Below are 18126 nucleotides of genomic sequence, written 5' to 3'. Positions count from 1 at the left end.
GAAAATCAGAACAGCGGTGGAGATGTGCCGGGTCAATAATTCTGCGGAATTATTGACCCGGCATGGGATCAGGCGTTTACGGTCACGTTGATACGAGGCGTGCCGGCCAACACCGACAGGGCGTCGACGTTTTCGATGGTGATGTATTTGCCTTTGACGCTGAGGATTTCGCTTTTCTGGAAGCGGCCCAGCAGGCGGCTGATGGTCTCAACGGTCAGACCGAGATAGTTGCCGATGTCGCCACGGGTCATGGTCAGGCGGAACTCACGCGGTGAGAAGCCCCGTTCCGCAAAGCGGCGCGACAGGTTGTAGACGAACGCCGCCAGGCGCTCTTCGGCATTTTTCTTCGACAGCAGCAGAATCATGTCCTGGTCGCCCTTAATCTCGCCGCTCATCAAACGCATGATTTGCTGGCGCAGGTTAGGCATTTTACCGGAAAGGTCGTCCAGGGTTTCAAACGGGATTTCGCAGACCATTGCGGTTTCCAGCGCCTGAGCGAAGCTTGGGTGCTTCAGGCCGCCAATGGCGTCAAAACCGACCAGATCGCCTGCCAGATGGAAACCGGTGATTTGTTCGTCACCCTGTTCGGTAATGGTGTAGCTCTTGATGGTCCCGGAGCGGATAGCGTACAGCGATTTCAGTTCATCGCCAGCCTTAAACAGGGTCTGCCCCTTCTGAATAGGCTTTTTCCTTTCGATAATGTTGTCGAGCTGGTCCAGCTCATGAGCATTTAGAGTAAAAGGAATGCACAGCTGGCTGATGCTGCAGTCCTGACAATGGATCGCACAACCACCAGACTGTATACGACGAATCACGCGTTTTTCCGGGATCATAGATTACGCTCATTCAATAATTGATATGCGTCAATTTTAACATCTTTTGCCGCAGGTGATAAGGGTAGCGTTAACATGAACAGGGGTGTTGTGTGCGAATTTTGTTCGCTTATGCCGATGATTATCCTGTAGCTGACTGAAATTTTTTGATTTGTTTATAACTTACGTGAATGGTTTGCTTGTGCAGTTGTCGTTTATGTCCCGTCAGAGACCGTAAATTACGCAGGGTTTTTTGGGATAAGGAATCTTTTACTATTGACATTCCCAGCCGTTGGATTACGCAGTAGCAGCCGGAACTTGCAATATTGCCTGCTTCGTTCCGGCCGATCTACTTTCCCCAACCACGCCAGAGCGCGCTGGCGAATTAAAGCAAATCTTTCTGCAAATAGCCTTCGTGCTTCAGCAGCCACTGTTTGCGCTGCACGCCGCCGGCATAACCGGTCAATGCACCCTGGGAACCAATCACCCGGTGGCAAGGCACCACGATGCTGATAGGATTGGATCCATTGGCCATACCGACCGCGCGGGAGGCGGTCGGACGCCCGATGCGTTTCGCCAGTTCGCCATAGGTAATGATCTCGCCACAGGGGATCTGGCGCAGTTGCTGCCAGACGGTGCGCTGGAACTCAGTGCCTGCGGTCATCACCGGCAGGTTGTCTATCACCGTCAGCTCACCGGCAAAATACCGCTGCATACTGTCGGTCAGGCCACCGGGATTACGCTTTTCCTGCAGTTGGAAACGGTCGGCGCGGTAATGGGTATTCATCAGCTTCATCAGGCGCACTTCGTGCTCGGTCCAGTCGATAGCGCGCAAACGGTCCTGTTCGTCGGCAATCAGCACCAGTTCGCCAACCGGCGTCGCCATACGATCAATAAAAAAGGTCTGCATTTTGATCACTCCTCACGTTTGATGGGGAGATTATTACACGAAATGCGGCGGCGCGATGGCGGATTTCGGACATGAAGATGGATGGGCGGTGCAGCTTTGCCCATCGCAGGGAGAAGAGAATCGAACAGGTTAAAAAACCTAAATGAAAGTTCGAATTTATAAAGCTAATTTACAGTTTCCAAGGTTTTTTAATGATATCCCCTGGAGCGGTTATTGATGAATTTCCAGAGTTAGTTATAACTCAGGGTTACCCGTTGCATGACAGGGTTATTATTTACTTTCTCTATAGTGGCGTCGGAAATTAATTCCGATGACATTGCGCTTAGCGGCATGGCGATATAACCGAAGCCACTGCCAGCGGTTTCCCGGTAACAAGATGAAATGAACTGGCCGTTATCCCGTCTAATTTCACAAGTGGGTGTGGCTATTTTACCTGCAAAGCTGAGCGTGCCGGATATGCTGATTCCACTGGCTTTCTGCGCTGCATGCAGGGTGGCGGGCAGTAAGGCGAGTAACGCCAACGCTATGAGTAAATGGGACATCGTTAATTCCTCTTTTAAAATAAAAACAAACACTGCCAATTAACAAAAAAGTTAAAGAAAATAGAGAGGGTTCAAACAGAGGAGGAATGCTGAGTGTCACCATGTTTAAAATGATTTGGGTAGTATTCCTATCCTCTGCGTTGATTAATTTGATAATAGTGAGAAGGGTAAGGTAATACCATGATGTAGATCATAGTGAAGTGGGGTTAATGATTTGAGGGTGAGCAGGTCGGGAATAATGTGAAATATGTCGCATAATAACCCCTCCTGGCTGTCGGAATGTTGGCGCATGGAATAGCTTTTCACCCTGTGGTTCTGTGCTGCCGGTTCCCCCCACTTTTTGCCGAGGGCGTCGCTCCAGTGGCCGGTGTTTGGCGCATCAGGGCGTGAGTTTCAGGAGCATAAAATGCTACGCCGGCAGTGATGGAAAAACCGTCGCCACCCTCTCTTCAATAATTTGCTATACCTGATAGGCGAGGGATTTCATTTTTCTGTCATGTAACTGACATGTTAGGGTCATAGCGCTGGCTTAAGTTTGCAGCGACTAAGCCAGGAGATAACGCGATGTTCAGCTTGGATTCTCTGTTGCAAGATGCATTTCCACACCGCAATACCCCTGCCTGGCAGCGTAGCCTGCTCAGAACTTTACTCTTCGAAAAAGAATTCAAACAGTTTGCCGCTGATTATCCGCACCTTAAGGGTCTGGATTTGATCGAGCAAGTGGTCGATTACTTCAACCTCAGCTGCGAGCTGGTAGACGGTGACCTGGAAAATATTCCAAGCCAGGGGCCGGTGGTGCTGGTAGCGAACCATCCCATCGGCTCGCTGGACGGCCTGGTGTTGCTGCGTGCAGTCGCGGCGGTGCGGCCGGATGTGAAGGTGGTCGCCAGCCAACTGCTGACCTATATTGAACCGCTGCGCAGTCTGTTCGTGCCAGTGGACAACGTGGGCTATAAAACCAGCCGCAAGCAAATTGAAGGCATGCAGGCGCAACTGGACAAACAGGGGGCGCTGATCTTGTTCCCCGCCGGCGAAGTGTCGCGCATGAGCCCGAAAGGCATTCGCGACGGCCACTGGCATACCGGCTTCTTGCGCCTGGCGGCCAAGGCGCGGGCGCCAATTGTGCCGATCCACATCAGTGCGCGTAACAGCAATCTGTTTTACTTCACCTCGCTGGTCTACCGCCCGTTATCCACCTTGTTGCTGGTGCGTGAAATGTTCCAGCAGCAGGGCGGCCGCATCAAAATTCGCGTTGGCGGCCGCATTCCGTTTGCCAACTGGCACGATGGCCACACCAGCGCCAAAGATTTGGCCGAACGTTTCCGTCGTCACATCTATCGTTTGGGCCAGGGTAAGGAAGGGCTGTTCGCCAGCGAATCGGCCATCGCCCTGCCTGAAGATCGGCTGGAGCTGAAGAAGGCGCTGGCAAATTGCGAACAACTTGGCGTAACGCCGGACGGCAAAATCATTTTCCTGTATCGCCGCCAGGATGAGGCTCGTACGCCTATCCTGCGTGAATTAGGTCGCCTGCGTGAGATCGCTTTCCGCGCGGTGGGCGAAGGCTCCGGCCGCCGGCGCGATCTGGACAGCTATGACGACGACTATTATCACCTGGTGCTATGGGATGCGGACGAACTGGAAATTGTCGGCGCCTATCGTTTTATTCCCACCGCCGAACAGTTGGAGCGCAAGGGTCTGGAAAGCATTTACAGCAACAGCCTGTTCCATTATGACCGCGATATGGCACCGATCCTGGCGCAGGGCATCGAACTGGGCCGCAGCTTTATCCAACCGGCCTACTGGGGCAAACGAGGGCTGGATTACCTGTGGCTGGGCATTGGCGCCTATTTGGCAAAATACCCGCAGTATCGCTATCTGTTTGGGCCGGTTTCCATCTCCGGCGGTATGCCGGTGGCGGCGCGTGACCTGTTGATCGCCTTCTACCGGTTGTATTTCTCGCCGGGAAGCGCGTTGGCGCAGTCTCGGCAGCCTTATCCGGCTTCGTTGCCGCAGGTCTTGGCGCAATTTGCCGGCGATAATTATCAAGAAGATCTGGTGCGGCTGAAAAGCCTGCTGAGCAACATCGGCTGCTCGATCCCCACCTTGTATAAACAATATACCGAGCTGTGTGAACCGGGCGGGGTGCAGTTTATTGATTTTGGCACCGATCCGGCGTTCAACAACTGTATCGACGGATTGGTGTTGGTTGATCTTACCCGGCTAAAACCGTCGCGCTTCCAGCGTTATATTGCGGTTCATCAGCCGCAAGAAGCCTGCATAGAGTGATCGGCCACGCAATCATGCGTTTTTGATCTAAGCCCCGGCTTGGGGCCAGCGGTGGGATAGCGCTAGGATGAGGGTTTATCCCACCTCGGAGTCTTGCATGCCACAGTCCTTTGTTCCGCAATTGTTATCCGCCGATGAGCCTCCCGCCGTTGCGGTTGAAACGCCCAAGGGCACAGCGCCCTTTTTATTGCTGTGCGATCACGCCGGCCAGGCGATACCGCAACGCTTGGGCGATCTGGGGCTGCCGCCCGGTGAAATCGACCGTCATATCGGTTGGGATATTGGCGCGTTGGAGGTTTCACTTCACCTCAGCCGCCATCTGGATGCCACGCTGATTCATCAGCGTTACTCACGTTTAGTGATCGACTGTAACCGGGCTCCGGGCATCGCCAGCTCGATCCCGCATCTGTCGGAGCTGACGCCTATCCCCGGCAATATCGGCATTGATGTCGAGCATGCGCTGGCCCGCGAGCGGGAAATTTTCCTGCCGTATCACCACAGTATTGACAACATGCTGGGCGAGCGGCAGATGCGCGAAAAACCCACCGCCATTATCGCGATGCACAGTTTTACGCCGGTGTTCAAAGGCCATTCCCGCCCCTGGCAGGTTGGGCTGCTGTTTAATCGCCAACCGGCGTTTGCCCACCTGCTGGCAGAGCTGCTGCGGGAGGAAGGGGATTTGCAAGTGGGGGTCAACGAACCTTATGCGATGACCGATGCGACGGATTACACTCTGCCGGTGCATGCGGAACGGCGCGGGTTACCTTACGTTGGCATCGAGATCCGCCAGGATCTGATCGCCGACGAACGGGGCCAGCGGGCCTGGGCAAAACGCTTCGCAAGACTGCTCCCACAGGCCTGGCATCGCTGGCAAATTTGACTTTAGGAATATTCCCAGTGATGATAACTGTAAGGAATATGTAATCGCCATTGGGAAGAGTCAGGAGAGACGTGTGGAGCACAATGATAACGGATTGTTTATCAAACGGGAGCGTTTTGAGGTTCTGGCGATATTGCGTGACATTTGTAAACAACGCACCCCGCTGCGGGTCGTTAACCAGCAGCAGCAATTTCAGAGCTTATTATTGAGCGTTGGGCCGGACAATATCGTTTTCAGCGGCGACGATGCGGATACGCGGGCGGATGGCGAATTTACCATCGTGATTGAAAGCAATGATGCGAAGATCGAATTTGCCGTTGGCCAACCAGAATTTACCGACCATCTGGGCGTTCAAGCCTGTTCAACCCGCCTGCCAAAGGAGTTGGTTTACATCCAGCGCCGCCGTCAGTTCCGCGTCACCACGCCCCACTGGCGTCAGTTTCTCTGCAGCGGTGAATATGCTGACGGTACCGCCTACCAATTAAGGATCCACGATCTCTCCGCCGGCGGTGTGGGTTTGCGCTTCGACGGCCCGTTGCCGGACAAACTTCAGCCGGGCCTCCAGTTCAAAAAGGCGCTGTTGGATCTTGGCAGCTACGGCAGTTTCAAAGTCAATATGGAACTGATGGTGATCAACGAAGATCAGGAGTTGGATGACAATGACAAGCCGGTGCATTTCTCGCGTTTGTCATGCCGCTTCATCAATCTCGGCCTGGCAATGGAAAGAAAAATCCAGAGCGCGGTATTTGCGTTTGAATTAGATTTCAATAAAAAGAAGAAACGCTGAATCAGGCGAACAGGGGCAGCGAGCTGCCCCTCGATGACGCTGTCCTATCTCAAGGCGCGCAGGCTGCCAATCTCCTCCCACCCGAAATGCTCCGCTTCCGCCAACACGTCACACACCTCGCCACCGGCGGTAACTATGGCGTCGTTGAGGCTTCTGCCGTGCAGCAAATGGCTGACCAGCAGCGCGGTAAACATGTCACCGGTGCCTTTCACCTTCGATTTGATTTTAGGATGGGTGTAGCTTTGCACCTGATTGTTGCTGACCAGCAATAACCCTAACTCATCGTCGTTTTCCGCTATACCCGGTGCGCTGGTCACCAACACCCACTCGGTCGTGTCATTTAACAGCGCCTGTGCAGCGTGTAGCGTCTGTTCCCGCGTAGCCAGGCTGTGCCCGCAAAGCTGCTCCAGTTCAAACCCATTGGGTGTCAGGCCGTTGGCAAGGCTCAGGAACGGCGAGCGATAACAACTGACGATACGCGGGTCCACGTACACGCCTTCACCGTAATCGCCCATCACCGGATCGATATAGATTTTTATCTGCGGATTGATAGCGCGAACACGTTGCAGCCAAGCGTCCAGAATATGACATTGGGCGACATCACCCAGATAGCCGATGATCACCGCCCGCGTGCGTTTCATCACACCGCGAGCGATCAAATCCTCCAGAAAACCGCTAAACCATTCGGCGGAAATCACGCCGCCGCTGGGGGCGCCGTAATAGGGCGGGCAGCCGAACAGCACGCTGGGCACCTGCAGCGCTTCCAGCCCCTTTTTCAGCAGGGTGCGATAGGCGATGCCGTTGCCGACGCTGCCATACACTACCTGCGATTGAATGCTGATCACATCAATCTGCGGCGGTTGCAATTGCGAAGTCTGTTGCATCTAACACGTCCTTTGTTCGTTTTTATCCAGCCACCGCGCAAACACCTGGCGGGCGCGTCGTTCCAATTCTGCGCCGTAGCGTGAGGCCTGGTCGCGCAATTGCTGCGGGGCGATGCCGGCCAACTCCAGCTCACAGGCGTGGCCAACCAGCCAGCGTTCAATATCGTGATGATCGGCTTCCAGGTGGAACTGCAACCCAAGCGCGAAATCCTGATATTCGAACGCCTGATAACGGCAAGCCTCGGTGCTGGCCACACAGGTTGCCCCCTCCGGGACGGTAAACATATCCCCGTGCCAGTGCAGCACCGGCGTTGCTGCCAACGGCGCCAGTACGGAGTCTTCATTTTCCGCCAGCGTCAGCGGCGCGTAACCAATCTCTTTCACGCCCAGCGACACTACACCGGCACCCAAAGCCTGAGCCATCATCTGTGCGCCCAGGCAAATGCCGATCGTGGGCTGACGTTGCTGTAACCGTTGGGTGACCAGCGCCAGCTCGTCGTTAAGAAACGGATAGTGCTGCTGCCCGGCAAAATGCTGTGCCGCGCTGATCGGCCCGCCGAGCACTACCAGCAAATCGGTCTCTTCATTGTTGATGGCGCGGATATCGTCACGGCCGGCATCGTAATAATCAATCTGATAGCCACGCAGTGAAAGCAATGATCCCAGAATACCGAGGTTTTCAAAATTTACATGCCTGATAGCGACAACTTTTTTCATTGCGCGACCTCCCTCGCAGGGTGATAAGGCGCCAGTTCCAGCGCATCGCCGAGCACGGTAATACCGCTTGCACCGCTCTGATAAAGGATTCGCCGCTCTTTGACCTGACTGATGTGCAGTTGGTAGCCCTGCTCGGCGGGAAACAGGGCCAGGGCCTGTTGCAGTTGGTCGGCAGCCCAGGGCGTGAACATCTGCATGCGGGCGAAGGCTTTGCCGGCGTGCTGAATGTCGAGTATGTAATGTTTTTCCATGTTGACCCCTTAACTTTTGCGTTTTAAACGGGTAAGCTTGTTTGAACTAATACAAAAAGGTTTTATGTATGGGTTCATTGTATGCAAAAGGCGGCAGCGCTGTCCAGATTGCTGAACAGATCGGCGCGCAGATAAAACGGGGCGATTTGCAACCGGGTGACCTGTTGCCGCCGGTGCGCCAGTTGGCCGGGGAGCTGGGGGTGAACCCCAATACGGTCGCCAGTGCGTACGGCAAGTTGCGGGATGCCGGTTTGGTGGCCACACGCGGCCGCGCCGGTACCCAGGTGCTTGACCAGCCGTTAAGGGCGGTGCGCAGCGTACGCCAGGTGCCTGAAGGCATGCGCGATTTAGCCAGTGGCAATCTGGATGCTGCGCTGTTACCGGCGCTGTCGCTGGGCAAGGATGATGTCTTCCCGCAGCAGAATGGCTATGACGTCAGCGGTGATTTGCCGGCATTGTGCACGCTGGGCAGCAAGTGGCTCACCGAACAAGGAGCAGCGTTGGGCGACCCGGCGGTGTTTTCCGGCGCGCTGGACGCCATTGAAAAGGCGCTGCGCTGCCATGCGGCACCGGGGGCTGCGGTCTGGGTGGAAGATCCTTGTTGGCCGCCGCTGCTGACGTTGTTACGGCATCTTCGCCTAAAACCGTTGCCGCTCGCGGTCGATGATCAAGGGTGCCAATTGCCGGAGAAGGGCGCTGCAACGCTGGGGTGCGCGGTGATCCTCACGCCGCGGGCGCAGAACCCGACTGGTATGTCGCTCAGCGCTGCCCGTGCCAAGTGCTGGCGCGAGTTCCTGGCGCAACAGCCCGGCTGCCTGGCGATCGTCGATGATTTCTGGGGGCCGCTGTCGCAACAGCCGCTGCATTTACCCTGCAGTGCCGACAACGGCCTGTATGTGCTGTCGCTGAGCAAGTTCCTCAGCCCGGACCTGCGCATTGCGTTGGCCTGCGGCAAATCGTCGCTATTGCAGGCGATGCGTGCCGATCAATACATTCGTGAGCGTTGGGTCAGCCATATCTTGCAGCAGATTGCCGTCAAATTATGGACGCAGGTGCAAGGCGATGGCTTGTTATTACGGGCGCAGGATGCCTATCAGGCGCGGCGCGATGCGCTGGCAGCGCGAATGGGCGCACTGGCCGGCACGCCATTGCCGCCGGGGGAAGGGGTGCATATCTGGTTGCCGGTGCGCTCAGAAGCCGCCGCCAGCCAAATCATGGCGCAGTGCGGCTGGCTGGTGCAAAGCGGTGAGCCGTTCCGACTGAAAAGTGGCCCGGCTGTTCGTATCAGCCTGGCCAACCTGCTTGAGGAAGAACGAGAGAGGCTGGCGCAGGATTTGGCGGTGGCGATGGTCGCCGGCACCTCGGTTAACTGAATGTGAGGCGTCAAATCGGTATGGCCAGTGGTCAATGCCGATTTAACGCTTATGGCCCCGTTCCCCGATCAAGCCAACGCCAGACTCTCCTGCGCCAGCAGTTGCAAAGAGGCCAGGCGGGCGGCGGGTTGGCTAATCGGTGTATCAATAACAAACTCTTCGACGCCATATTGCTGGTGCAGTTGGTCCAACTGCCGGCGTACCTGCTGCGCAGTGCCGAGCAGAATATGGCTTTCGCGCGGCTCGATGCGGTAATCGGTCGCGCCGGCCTGCTGAACAAAACTCTCCGCTTGTTCCAGGCTGCCAACGGTCACGCTCTGCCCGCCGGCCACGTGCACGCGGTATTGCTGGATCCCGGCCGCCAACTCTTTGGCCTGCGCGGCCGTGTCCGCGACGATCGCCGCTACCGCCAGCAGCGCTTTGCGGCCACCGCTTTGCGCGGAATAGTGCGCCAGTGCCCGCTGAATATCGTCTGGGTTGCCATTGAGCTGTGCGGCATAAACAAACGCCCAGCCGTGTTCGGCGGCCAGTTGGGCACTTTCGCTACTGGCACCCAGCAGAAAGCGTTGAGCGGAGTGCTCAGGTTGGGGGGTGGCGCTCAGACCAGGTTGTGCATCGTCATTCAGATAAGCATTGAGCTGGGCCAACTGCTGCGGAAAATCCGGCTTATTCTGCTGGTCGTGCGCAGCCTGCAACGCCTGGGTAGAGAGCGGTAGCCCACCGGGGGCTTTCCCCACACCCAGATCTACCCGGCCCGGGGCAAGCGTCGCCAGCAGATTGAAGTTTTCCGCAACCTTATAAGCGCTGTAGTGTTGCAGCATTACGCCGCCGGAACCGATACGAATGCGTGAGGTTTGCCCGAGTAAATAGGCGATCAACACCTCGGGTGAAGGGCAGGCGAGCTGCGGAGTATTGTGATGCTCCGCCAACCAGAAACGGCGATAGCCCCAGATTTCCGCCTGCTGCGCCAGATGCAGCGTGCGCGTCAGCGCCTGGGCGGCGCTTTCTCCTTCGGCAATCGGACTTTTATCCAACACGCTCAAGGCATAAGCCATTTTCCTGCTCCTTTATCATCAGTTATTTATGACAAATACCATGCAGGCCGCCAAGGGCGTAATACTGATTGGGGATAGGATATTCCATTGATAAAAAACGGATTTGGTTATGCGCAGGGCGGTTAAAGACGCCCTGCGCGAGGGATCAGGACTCCAGCCAGGCTTTCAGGCGCAGCGCATCGTCATAATGGCCGTAGCGCTGTTGGGAACCCAGCAGGATGATCACTACCGGCTGCCCTTTGATGACGGTTCTCATCACCACGCAGTGACCGGCCTCGTTGGTATAACCGGTTTTTTGCAGTTGAATGTTCCAGTTGCGGTTATTGATCAGGCCATTGGAACTGCGGTACACCAGTTGGCCACGGCCGGGGTAAACAACGTGCTGTTTATCGGTGCTGAAACGGCGAATGGTTTGATAGCGATAAGCGTGATTGACCATTTTAAGCAGATCGTTGGCGCTGGCGACGTTGCGCGGCGTCAGCCCGGTGGGGTCATAAAAACGGGCGTGTTTCATGCCGATGCTGCGCGCCTTCTGATTCATTTTCGCCACAAACGCCTTGCGGCCGCCGGGGTAATGACGGCTTAGGGCGGCTGCCGCGCGGTTCTCGGATGACATCAACGCAATGTGCAACATATCGCGGCGGCTGAGTGACGAACCCAGGGTCAGACGCGAGTGGGTTTTCTTCAATAAATCGCGATCGGCGGCAGTTACCCTCATTTTATTGCCCAGCGGACGGCGGCTATCCAGCGCCACCATAGCGGTCATCAGCTTGGTCAGCGAAGCAATGGGTAACGCGCGATTGGCCTGTTTCTGGAACAGCGTTTTGCCGGTATGCTGATTGACGACCAACACGGCTTTTGAATGCAATACCAGCGGCGCGGCGGCCTGTGCAGGGACGATGATAAAAAGCAGGCTGAGCGCGATAACGGCGCGAAAACGCCGAAGGGAGAAAGGGATAACACGATTCAAGAATGACATGACAAGCGAGGCTCTTACTCTAAGTGACTAAAAAATATCAGCAAGAGTCTGCACAGCAAATGTGGAGAAAATAGGGTGAAGGCGGAATATGCCGGCAAAAGGCCAGCGTATTCATCATGATGTCAGGCAGGGGATGGCAAGCCATCCCCCATTGAAAATCAATACACTTCAGGGACTACCATATCGTCAGGCACCGGATGGCGGTTATAGTCCGGGCTGCGCTTGCGCGGCGGCAGAGTGATCACGTTGCCTTCAGTTTCTTCGTAAGGCAGTTGCTGGAGCAGGTGGCTGATGCAGTTCAGTCGCGCCTTTTTCTTGTCGACGCCCTGAACTACCCACCACGGCGCTTCCGGGATATTCGTCCGCGCCAACATGATTTCCTTGGCCTCGGTATAGTCTTCCCAGCGGCGGCGGCTCTCCAAATCCATCGGGCTGAGCTTCCATTGTTTCAAGGGATCGTGGATGCGGCTGAGGAAGCGCAGCTCCTGCTCGTCATCGGTGATCGAGAACCAGTATTTGACGATCTGAATACCGCTGCGCGTCAGCATTTTCTCAAATTCCGGCACGCTGCGGAAAAACTCTTCGTATTCCTCGTCGTTGCAAAAACCCATCACTTTTTCCACCCCCGCGCGGTTATACCAGCTACGGTCGAACAGCACGATTTCACCCGCCGCCGGCAGGTGGGCGATGTAGCGCTGGAAATACCACTGGGTGCGCTCGCGGTCGTTCGGGGCAGGCAACGCGGCCACGCGGCAGGTGCGCGGGTTCAGGCGCTGTGTGATGCGCTTGATCACCCCGCCTTTGCCGGCGGCGTCGCGGCCTTCAAACAGGATCACCACGCGGTGGCCGGTGCGCATTACCCAATCTTGCAGCTTCACCAGTTCGCCTTGCAGGCGCAGCAACTCGCGGAAATACTGTTTGCGCCAGGCTTTTTTCTGATCGCTGTCCACTTCGGTGTCGTCAAACCGCAGATCATCCAGCTCCATTTCCAGCTCCTCGTCATAGCTGTCATAAAACTCCTGCAGCAGGCGCTGGTTGAAAGTGTCGTCGCGGTTAAATTCATGCATAACCATAATTGATTCTCCGTGTTAACCCGGTTTTAGAAATGAGTGAAAACCCAGTACAGCCCGGCGGAAAGCAGTACCGAGGCCGGCAGCGTCAGAACCCAGGCCATCAACAGGTTGCGCAGGGTCGACATTTGCAGGCCGGAGCGGTTAGCCGCCATGGTGCCGGCGATGCCGGAGGACAGCACGTGGGTGGTCGAAACCGGCAGGCCAAAGGCATCCGCCGCACCTATGGTAGTCATCGCCACCAGTTCGGCGCTGGCGCCTTGGGCATAGGTCAGGTGGCTTTTACCGATTTTTTCCCCAACGGTAACCACGATACGCCGCCAGCCGACCATGGTGCCAAGGCCGAGGGCAATCGCTACCACCACCTTGACCCAGAACGGGATAAAGCGGGTGGCGCTGTCCAGATCGCCTTTCAACGCATCCAGATTGCGCTGTGAGTCGGCGGAAAACTGAAGCTGCTTTTCCGCTTTCAGGTGCTTGATGGTTTCCGATGCCAGATACATATCGTTACGGGTGTTGGACACCGCCTGCGCCGGGATCTTGTCGACAGAACCGTACTGGCGGACTTGATCGCCGATGGCGCCGGTCAGTTGCGCCAGCGCGGGCACTACGTCCAGCGTCAATTCGTTGGAACGCACATAGCCGGTGAGCACCTCGCGCGGCGGTACCTGGCTGACCGCCGGGAATTGGCGCAACAGATCGTTTTTGGTGACCTCCGCCAGCGCCGCCACGCGCGGGATTTGCTCCGGCGACATTGAGCGGTTCAGTGCATAGGCGATCGGCATGGTGCCGACCAGGATCAGCATAATCAGGCCCATGCCTTTTTGCCCGTCGTTGGAGCCGTGGGCGAAGGAGACGCCGGTACAGGTGAGGATCAGCAAGCCCCGGATCCACAGCGGCGGCGGCGCATCATTTTTGGGGGCGGTGTACAGCTGGCGGTTTTTAACGAACACCTTCAACGCCAGCAGCAGCAGGGCGGCAAACACAAAACCGATCACCGGTGAAAGCAGCAACGCATAACCCACTTTAATCGCCTGCCCCCAGTCCACGCCGCTGGTGCCGGTACGACCGTGGATCAGGGCGTTAGCCACGCCCACGCCGATGATGGAACCAATCAGCGTATGCGACGAGGAGGCCGGTAGCCCGAGCCACCAGGTGCCCAGGTTCCAGATAATCGCCGAGAACAGCAGGGCGTAAACCATGGCAAAACCGTTACCGGTGCCGGCTTGCAGAATCAATTCAACCGGCAGCAGCGAAATGATGCCGAATGCCACCACGCCGCTGGAGAGCAAAACGCCGAGGAAGTTGAAAAACCCTGACCAGACCACCGCCACCATCGGCGACAGGGAGTGGGTGTAAATAACGGTGGCTACCGCATTGGCGGTATCGTGAAAACCATTAACGAATTCAAAGCCCAGCGCAATAAGCAGCGCTAACCCCAATAAAAGAAAAGGGAGATAGCTGGTATATACTGCCCCGGCATCGGTCACGTCGTTAAATAGATTTACCCCGGCAAAAGCGATCCCCAGTACTAATAAAAAAACAAAAAAAAGAACAGTGAGTCGACTGTTCTTTTGGTAGATCTTTGGCAGGCTGGATGCAGAGGGCGCACCCGCTTGAACGGCGCTGTTATCGCTCATAAAGGACCTTCCCGATAAACTTCATTAGAATACTGACGGTGTTGAACGGTGTTGCCATGAAAGTATTGGGAAATAATGTGACTTTTTTATGACGGTAATATTAATCATCTGGAAACGTGAAAATAATTAACGTTGGTATTTAAAGATTGATATAAAGGCTGAGTCTGGTTTATTGATTAATGCGGTTATTCGGGATAAAGATTTATGGTTCAGACGGTTGCGGATAAAATGCACAAGCTCGATTTTGATGATGAAGTTACCGGGCTGATTTACGGCCATGTGTTCCGCACGGGAGAACCGCCGCTGCGCGTTTCTTCACAGCAGGCCTGCCAGGCTTACCTGGCTCTGTCGCCGGGCGAAGGGTTTATTTGGTTGCACCTCAATCTGAACCATGCGGCGGCAGAGAAATGGCTGAAAAATCACTTTGCGATTTCCGACTTTTTCTTCGATGAGATCCGTCACGGCTCCCATACCACGCGCATCGAACGGCAGGGGGATGATCTGTTTGCGGTGCTCAACGACGTGATTTTCCACCCCAAAGAAAATAATCCGGAGATCGCCACGCTGTGGTTGTATTGTCGCAGCGGGCTGGTGGTTACCGTGCGGCACAAGCCGCTGCGGTTGATCGAACGGCTGCTGGGGCGTCTGGGGCCGTTGCAACTGGCGTCGTCCACCGAGCTGTTGGCGCACTTGCTGGAAGAACAGGAAGAGGTGCTGGAGCAGGTGGTGCGACAGGCCAACCAGTATGTCGACACCATTGAAGATCGCCTGCTGAGTAACCATGTGAAACGCAACCGCACCGAACTGGGGCGCATGCGCCGCATGTTATTGCGCTTTCAGCGCCTGCTGGCGCCGGAGCCTGCCGCACTGTTTCGCCTGCTGAACCGGCCACCGGCCTGGCTTAGCCGGGACGTGGTGCAGGATCTGAGGCAGTTCACCGAAGAGTTCACCGTGGTGCTGAACGATCTGGCCAGCCTGACCGAGCGCATTCGCCTGCTGCAAGAGGAGATTGGCGCCAAACAGATGGAGCAGAACAACCGCACGCTGTACACCCTGACGGTAATCACCGTGTTGGCGCTGCCGATTAACATCGTCGCAGGTTTCTTCGGCATGAACGTGGGAGGGATCCCGCTGGCCAGCAATCACCACGGCTTTATTCTGCTGGTGTTGCTGGTCGGCGGTTTTACGTTGATCACCGGTTACCTGGCGTTCAGACGCCGGGATGAAAGCTGATTACAGTCTCGCCCGGTACTCTTCTTCCAGCTTGGCATGGGTGGTCCAGAACGAGTGTGGCTGACGATCGTGCAGGCGATCGAGCAGGATATCCAGATGGGTATGCCAACCGGCGGCCACGCCGAGCATGTCGTCACGGTTGGCCAGGCGTCGGTGGGTGACCGTCAGCAGCACCGCGTTGTCCTGTTCGGTCAGTTCAAAGGTCACTTCGGAAGGGCGGTTCTGATCCTTTTCCTCCCAGGTAAAGCTCAGTAGCCGCGGCGGGAAAAGGCAGGTGATATGGCCGAGGTGTTTGCCGTTGCAGTCGCTTTGTTTGTATTTCGCGGGAGTCTGCTCGTGTTCGCCCGTCAGATCCGAATTGCGAAATACCAACTCCACCGCCGCGCCTTTTTCCAGCGTCATCACGCCGGAGGCCAGCCAGGTGGCGCGTTTGTCGGATTCCGTCAGATAGGCCCAGACCCGTTCGATCGGGCCGGGCAGCAGCCGCTGAATGCGCAGCGTGCCGGTTTCAATAATCATACCGTAGTCGTTCATGGTTCACTCCTTGGGAGGATACTGTTCGGGCTGCCGCAGCGCTATTTCCAGCGCGTCCAGCCGTTCTGTCCAGAAATGCTCGTAGGTTTGCAGCCATTGCATGGCCTGCGCCATTGGCCCGGGTTCAAGCCGGCAGATATGGTTTCTTCCCTGCACGGTTCGCTGCACCAGGCCTGCAAGCTCCAGTGCTTTGATATGCTTGGAGGCGCCGGCAAACGACATTTGCAACGGCGCGGCCAGTTCACCAATGCTGTGCTCGCCGTCAGCCAGCGCACGCAAAATAGCGCGGCGCGTTGGGTCGGAAAGCGCGTGGAAAATGGCGTCCAGCTGTGAGGAAGATAATTTAACCATATGGTTGAATATAGAACAGGGCGATGAATATTCAACCAGTTTGTTGAATATTTTTTGCTATTGCCCCGGCAAGCTCACCGGGGCGAGGGGATCAGGCGCCCGTTTGCGCCAGCAGCGCGTTGAGCAGCACATTGGCACCGGCGGTGGCCCAGGCGGGTGAAATATTTTCCAGCTCGTTGTGGCTGATGCCGTCCACGCAGGGAATAAAAATCATCGCGGTGGGGGCTACCCGGCTAAGATAACAGGCATCGTGACCCGCGCCGGAAACCATATCCCGGTGCGAATACCCCAGCGCCTGTGCGGCCTGGCGTACGCTGTCGATACACTCTTGATCAAAGCGTATCGGCTGATATTGGAAAATGCGTTCGGCACGAGCGCTCAACGTGCCGGCATCCACTTCCGCGACCGCCGCCAGCAACCGCTGTTCCATCTGTTCCAGTACCGCCTCCTGCGGATGACGGAACTCGACGCTGAAAAAAACCTTGCCCGGCACCACATTGCGCGAGTTGGGGGTGATTTGCGCCATGCCTACCGTGGCGCGTGCGTCCGGCATGAAATCCAGGCCGATCTGATTGACCGCCGTGACCATAGCGGCAAAGCCGAGCAGGGCGTCGCGGCGCCGTTCCATCGGCGTGGTGCCCGCATGGGCGCTGAAACCGAGGATATCCAATTCGTACCAGCGCTGGCCCTGCGCGCTGGTCACCACGCCAATCTCGACGTTTTCCGCCTCGAGGATCGGGCCTTGTTCGATATGCAGCTCAAAGGCGGCGTGGATTGGCCTGCCGCCGACAGGATCTTCGCCATCATAACCGATTTGCTTCAGCGCTTCACCGATGCTGACGCCCTGCGCATCGCGGCGCGACAGGCCGTATTCTTCATCGAACACGCCGGCAAACACGCCGGAGGCGATCATCGCCGGGGCGAAGCGGGCACCTTCCTCGTTAGTCCAGTTAACCACCTCCAGTGCGCGCTCGGTAGCAATCTGACGATCGTTCAGGGTGCGGATCACTTCCAACCCGGCCAGCACGCCATAAATGCCGTCAAAGCGCCCGCCGTTGGGCTGGGAGTCGACGTGGGAGCCGGTGACGACAGGTGCCAGTTCCGGGCGGGTTCCTTCGCGGCGCAAAAACATGTTGCCCATGCGATCGATCCGCACACTGCATCCCGCCTCCAGAGCCCAGGCACGCAGTTGGTCGCGCGCCTGACGATCTTCCTCGCTCAGCGCCAGCCGGGTGACGCCGTCTTTCGGGATGGTGCCGAACTGCGCCATATCACGCAGGCTTTGCCACAGGCGTTCGCCATTAACCTGTTGGGTCATTTTTTCTCTCCCGACGCTTTTGCGGCATAGCGGAAATCGCAGCAGGGCGCGCCGGACATAATGGTTTGGGTGCGTTGCAGCTCGACGTCCGGCGCATAACCGACGATAAACTGGCTGTCGCGGGCGCAAGACAGCAGATGGCCAATCTCGCCCAGCCCCATCTCGTGATACATCTCGGCATAGCGGCAGCGGGTGACGTTATAGTCGAACTGCTGCTCGTCTTGATGGATCACCTTCACCTGCAGCGCATCGTCTTTTTCCCACAGATACTGCAAGGCGGCGAAACTCTGCAAATCGGCGCCATTCGGCTCCTGCGCGGCAAACTGCTTGCCCGCATCGATGGCGGCGTTTTCAATGGCCTCGCCAATCACTGCCTGCGCGCGCTCCTTGCCGATCTCACGCACCAGAATCTGGTAGATCGGCTTGATGATCTCGGCCTCTATACGCCGACGGGCCAGAATGCCCAATTCGTTTTTTGCACAGCTCATCACCTTGCTCCCCTTG

19 protein-coding genes are annotated in these 18126 nt (G+C 56.6%); 5 read left to right on the top strand and 14 right to left on the bottom strand.

The features are described from left to right. Positions 1-68 precede the first annotated feature (68 nt). The 3 genes from SERAS12_RS12895 to SERAS12_RS12885 form a co-directional block, all read right to left on the bottom strand. Complete coding sequence (locus SERAS12_RS12895) at positions 69-833, bottom strand: FNR family transcription factor (RefSeq protein WP_004944979.1); 765 nt, start codon at positions 831-833, stop codon at positions 69-71. Positions 834-1197: 364 nt separating this feature from the next. Beyond that, a complete protein-coding gene (gene ogt, locus SERAS12_RS12890; RefSeq protein WP_013813078.1) occupies positions 1198-1722 on the bottom strand; it encodes a methylated-DNA--[protein]-cysteine S-methyltransferase in 525 nt (174 codons plus the stop codon). Positions 1723-1952: 230 nt separating this feature from the next. Beyond that, a complete protein-coding gene (locus SERAS12_RS12885) occupies positions 1953-2264 on the bottom strand; it encodes a hypothetical protein (protein WP_013813077.1) in 312 nt (103 codons plus the stop codon). Between the two features lie 564 nt (positions 2265-2828). On the opposite strand from SERAS12_RS12885, the gene olsF reads away from it, so the two are divergent. From olsF to SERAS12_RS12870, 3 genes are all read left to right on the top strand, one after another. Beyond that, the gene (gene olsF / locus SERAS12_RS12880; RefSeq protein ID WP_013813076.1) at positions 2829-4550 is read left to right on the top strand and encodes an ornithine lipid synthase OlsF; all 1722 of its coding nucleotides are present in this window, start codon (positions 2829-2831) and stop codon (positions 4548-4550) included. A 97-nt stretch (positions 4551-4647) separates the two neighbouring features. Continuing rightward, positions 4648-5430: an N-formylglutamate amidohydrolase gene (locus SERAS12_RS12875; RefSeq protein ID WP_013813075.1), complete on the top strand. Its 783-nt coding sequence runs from the start codon at positions 4648-4650 to the stop codon at positions 5428-5430. Positions 5431-5503: 73 nt separating this feature from the next. After that, a complete protein-coding gene (locus SERAS12_RS12870) occupies positions 5504-6217 on the top strand; it encodes a flagellar brake protein (protein WP_013813074.1) in 714 nt (237 codons plus the stop codon). A gap of 44 nt (positions 6218-6261) precedes the next feature. Here SERAS12_RS12870 and pdxY read toward each other — a convergent pair whose 3' ends face one another. The 3 genes from pdxY to SERAS12_RS12855 are packed head-to-tail and all read right to left on the bottom strand — an operon-like array spanning position 6262 to position 8069. After that, complete coding sequence (pdxY, locus tag SERAS12_RS12865; RefSeq protein ID WP_013813073.1) at positions 6262-7101, bottom strand: pyridoxal kinase; 840 nt, start codon at positions 7099-7101, stop codon at positions 6262-6264. After that, positions 7102-7818: a glutamine amidotransferase gene (locus SERAS12_RS12860; RefSeq protein ID WP_013813072.1), complete on the bottom strand. Its 717-nt coding sequence runs from the start codon at positions 7816-7818 to the stop codon at positions 7102-7104. Continuing rightward, entirely contained in the window at positions 7815-8069 is a 255-nt protein-coding gene (locus SERAS12_RS12855; protein WP_013813071.1) for a hypothetical protein, read from the bottom strand. The genes SERAS12_RS12860 and SERAS12_RS12855 overlap by 4 nt, the downstream gene beginning before the upstream one ends. 68 nt (positions 8070-8137) lie before the next feature. On the opposite strand from SERAS12_RS12855, the gene SERAS12_RS12850 reads away from it, so the two are divergent. Then, entirely contained in the window at positions 8138-9442 is a 1305-nt protein-coding gene (locus SERAS12_RS12850; protein ID WP_013813070.1) for an aminotransferase class I/II-fold pyridoxal phosphate-dependent enzyme, read from the top strand. Between the two features lie 68 nt (positions 9443-9510). Here SERAS12_RS12850 and SERAS12_RS12845 read toward each other — a convergent pair whose 3' ends face one another. From SERAS12_RS12845 to SERAS12_RS12830, 4 genes are all read right to left on the bottom strand, one after another. Beyond that, on the bottom strand, positions 9511-10497 hold the full coding sequence (locus SERAS12_RS12845; RefSeq protein ID WP_013813069.1) for an LLM class flavin-dependent oxidoreductase: 987 nt from the start codon (positions 10495-10497) through the stop codon (positions 9511-9513). A 145-nt stretch (positions 10498-10642) separates the two neighbouring features. Further along, complete coding sequence (gene pbpG, locus SERAS12_RS12840; RefSeq protein WP_013813068.1) at positions 10643-11476, bottom strand: D-alanyl-D-alanine endopeptidase; 834 nt, start codon at positions 11474-11476, stop codon at positions 10643-10645. Positions 11477-11634: 158 nt separating this feature from the next. Continuing rightward, positions 11635-12549 carry a polyphosphate kinase 2 gene (gene ppk2 / locus SERAS12_RS12835; RefSeq protein ID WP_013813067.1) on the bottom strand — a complete coding sequence of 305 codons (915 nt, stop codon included), beginning with the start codon at positions 12547-12549 and terminating at the stop codon, positions 11635-11637. A gap of 26 nt (positions 12550-12575) precedes the next feature. Beyond that, the gene (locus tag SERAS12_RS12830) at positions 12576-14186 is read right to left on the bottom strand and encodes an inorganic phosphate transporter (protein ID WP_013813066.1); all 1611 of its coding nucleotides are present in this window, start codon (positions 14184-14186) and stop codon (positions 12576-12578) included. A 204-nt stretch (positions 14187-14390) separates the two neighbouring features. Between SERAS12_RS12830 and SERAS12_RS12825 the strand changes: the two genes are divergently transcribed. Then, positions 14391-15419 carry a transporter gene (locus SERAS12_RS12825; protein WP_013813065.1) on the top strand — a complete coding sequence of 343 codons (1029 nt, stop codon included), beginning with the start codon at positions 14391-14393 and terminating at the stop codon, positions 15417-15419. On the opposite strand, the gene SERAS12_RS12820 is transcribed toward SERAS12_RS12825, so the two are convergent. The 4 genes from SERAS12_RS12820 to SERAS12_RS12805 form a co-directional block, all read right to left on the bottom strand. Next, positions 15420-15953 (bottom strand): SRPBCC family protein, encoded by a 534-nt coding sequence (locus SERAS12_RS12820; RefSeq protein WP_013813064.1) that lies wholly within the window; start codon positions 15951-15953, stop codon positions 15420-15422. Positions 15954-15956: 3 nt separating this feature from the next. After that, positions 15957-16304 carry a helix-turn-helix transcriptional regulator gene (locus tag SERAS12_RS12815; protein WP_004944937.1) on the bottom strand — a complete coding sequence of 116 codons (348 nt, stop codon included), beginning with the start codon at positions 16302-16304 and terminating at the stop codon, positions 15957-15959. Positions 16305-16395: 91 nt separating this feature from the next. Beyond that, entirely contained in the window at positions 16396-17622 is a 1227-nt protein-coding gene (locus SERAS12_RS12810) for a Zn-dependent hydrolase (protein ID WP_013813063.1), read from the bottom strand. Next, positions 17619-18110: an L-2-amino-thiazoline-4-carboxylic acid hydrolase gene (locus tag SERAS12_RS12805; protein WP_013813062.1), complete on the bottom strand. Its 492-nt coding sequence runs from the start codon at positions 18108-18110 to the stop codon at positions 17619-17621. Before SERAS12_RS12805 ends, SERAS12_RS12810 begins: the two co-directional genes overlap by 4 nt. Between the last annotated feature and the right edge of the window lie 16 nt (positions 18111-18126).

This window comes from Serratia sp. AS12 (assembly GCF_000214195.1).
Taxonomy (GTDB): Bacteria; Pseudomonadota; Gammaproteobacteria; order Enterobacterales; family Enterobacteriaceae; genus Serratia; species Serratia plymuthica.
This window is presented reverse-complemented; position numbering and strand designations above follow the sequence as displayed.

Excerpts from the sequence above, each read along its gene's own strand:
- SERAS12_RS12845 (WP_013813069.1), bottom strand. The coding sequence starts at position 10,497 with ATGGCTTATGCCTTGAGCGTGTTGGATAAAAGTCCGATTGCCGAAGGA.
- SERAS12_RS12860 (WP_013813072.1), bottom strand. The coding sequence starts at position 7,818 with ATGAAAAAAGTTGTCGCTATCAGGCATGTAAATTTTGAAAACCTCGGT.
- SERAS12_RS12825 (WP_013813065.1), top strand. The coding sequence starts at position 14,391 with ATGGTTCAGACGGTTGCGGATAAAATGCACAAGCTCGATTTTGATGAT.
- SERAS12_RS12855 (WP_013813071.1), bottom strand. The coding sequence starts at position 8,069 with ATGGAAAAACATTACATACTCGACATTCAGCACGCCGGCAAAGCCTTC.
- olsF (WP_013813076.1), top strand. The coding sequence starts at position 2,829 with ATGTTCAGCTTGGATTCTCTGTTGCAAGATGCATTTCCACACCGCAAT.
- SERAS12_RS12885 (WP_013813077.1), bottom strand. The coding sequence starts at position 2,264 with ATGTCCCATTTACTCATAGCGTTGGCGTTACTCGCCTTACTGCCCGCC.
- SERAS12_RS12805 (WP_013813062.1), bottom strand. The coding sequence starts at position 18,110 with ATGAGCTGTGCAAAAAACGAATTGGGCATTCTGGCCCGTCGGCGTATA.
- SERAS12_RS12815 (WP_004944937.1), bottom strand. The coding sequence starts at position 16,304 with ATGGTTAAATTATCTTCCTCACAGCTGGACGCCATTTTCCACGCGCTT.
- SERAS12_RS12810 (WP_013813063.1), bottom strand. The coding sequence starts at position 17,622 with ATGACCCAACAGGTTAATGGCGAACGCCTGTGGCAAAGCCTGCGTGAT.
- ogt (WP_013813078.1), bottom strand. The coding sequence starts at position 1,722 with ATGCAGACCTTTTTTATTGATCGTATGGCGACGCCGGTTGGCGAACTG.
- SERAS12_RS12895 (WP_004944979.1), bottom strand. The coding sequence starts at position 833 with ATGATCCCGGAAAAACGCGTGATTCGTCGTATACAGTCTGGTGGTTGT.
- ppk2 (WP_013813067.1), bottom strand. The coding sequence starts at position 12,549 with ATGGTTATGCATGAATTTAACCGCGACGACACTTTCAACCAGCGCCTG.
- SERAS12_RS12820 (WP_013813064.1), bottom strand. The coding sequence starts at position 15,953 with ATGAACGACTACGGTATGATTATTGAAACCGGCACGCTGCGCATTCAG.
- SERAS12_RS12875 (WP_013813075.1), top strand. The coding sequence starts at position 4,648 with ATGCCACAGTCCTTTGTTCCGCAATTGTTATCCGCCGATGAGCCTCCC.
- pdxY (WP_013813073.1), bottom strand. The coding sequence starts at position 7,101 with ATGCAACAGACTTCGCAATTGCAACCGCCGCAGATTGATGTGATCAGC.
- pbpG (WP_013813068.1), bottom strand. The coding sequence starts at position 11,476 with ATGTCATTCTTGAATCGTGTTATCCCTTTCTCCCTTCGGCGTTTTCGC.
- SERAS12_RS12850 (WP_013813070.1), top strand. The coding sequence starts at position 8,138 with ATGGGTTCATTGTATGCAAAAGGCGGCAGCGCTGTCCAGATTGCTGAA.
- SERAS12_RS12830 (WP_013813066.1), bottom strand. The coding sequence starts at position 14,186 with ATGAGCGATAACAGCGCCGTTCAAGCGGGTGCGCCCTCTGCATCCAGC.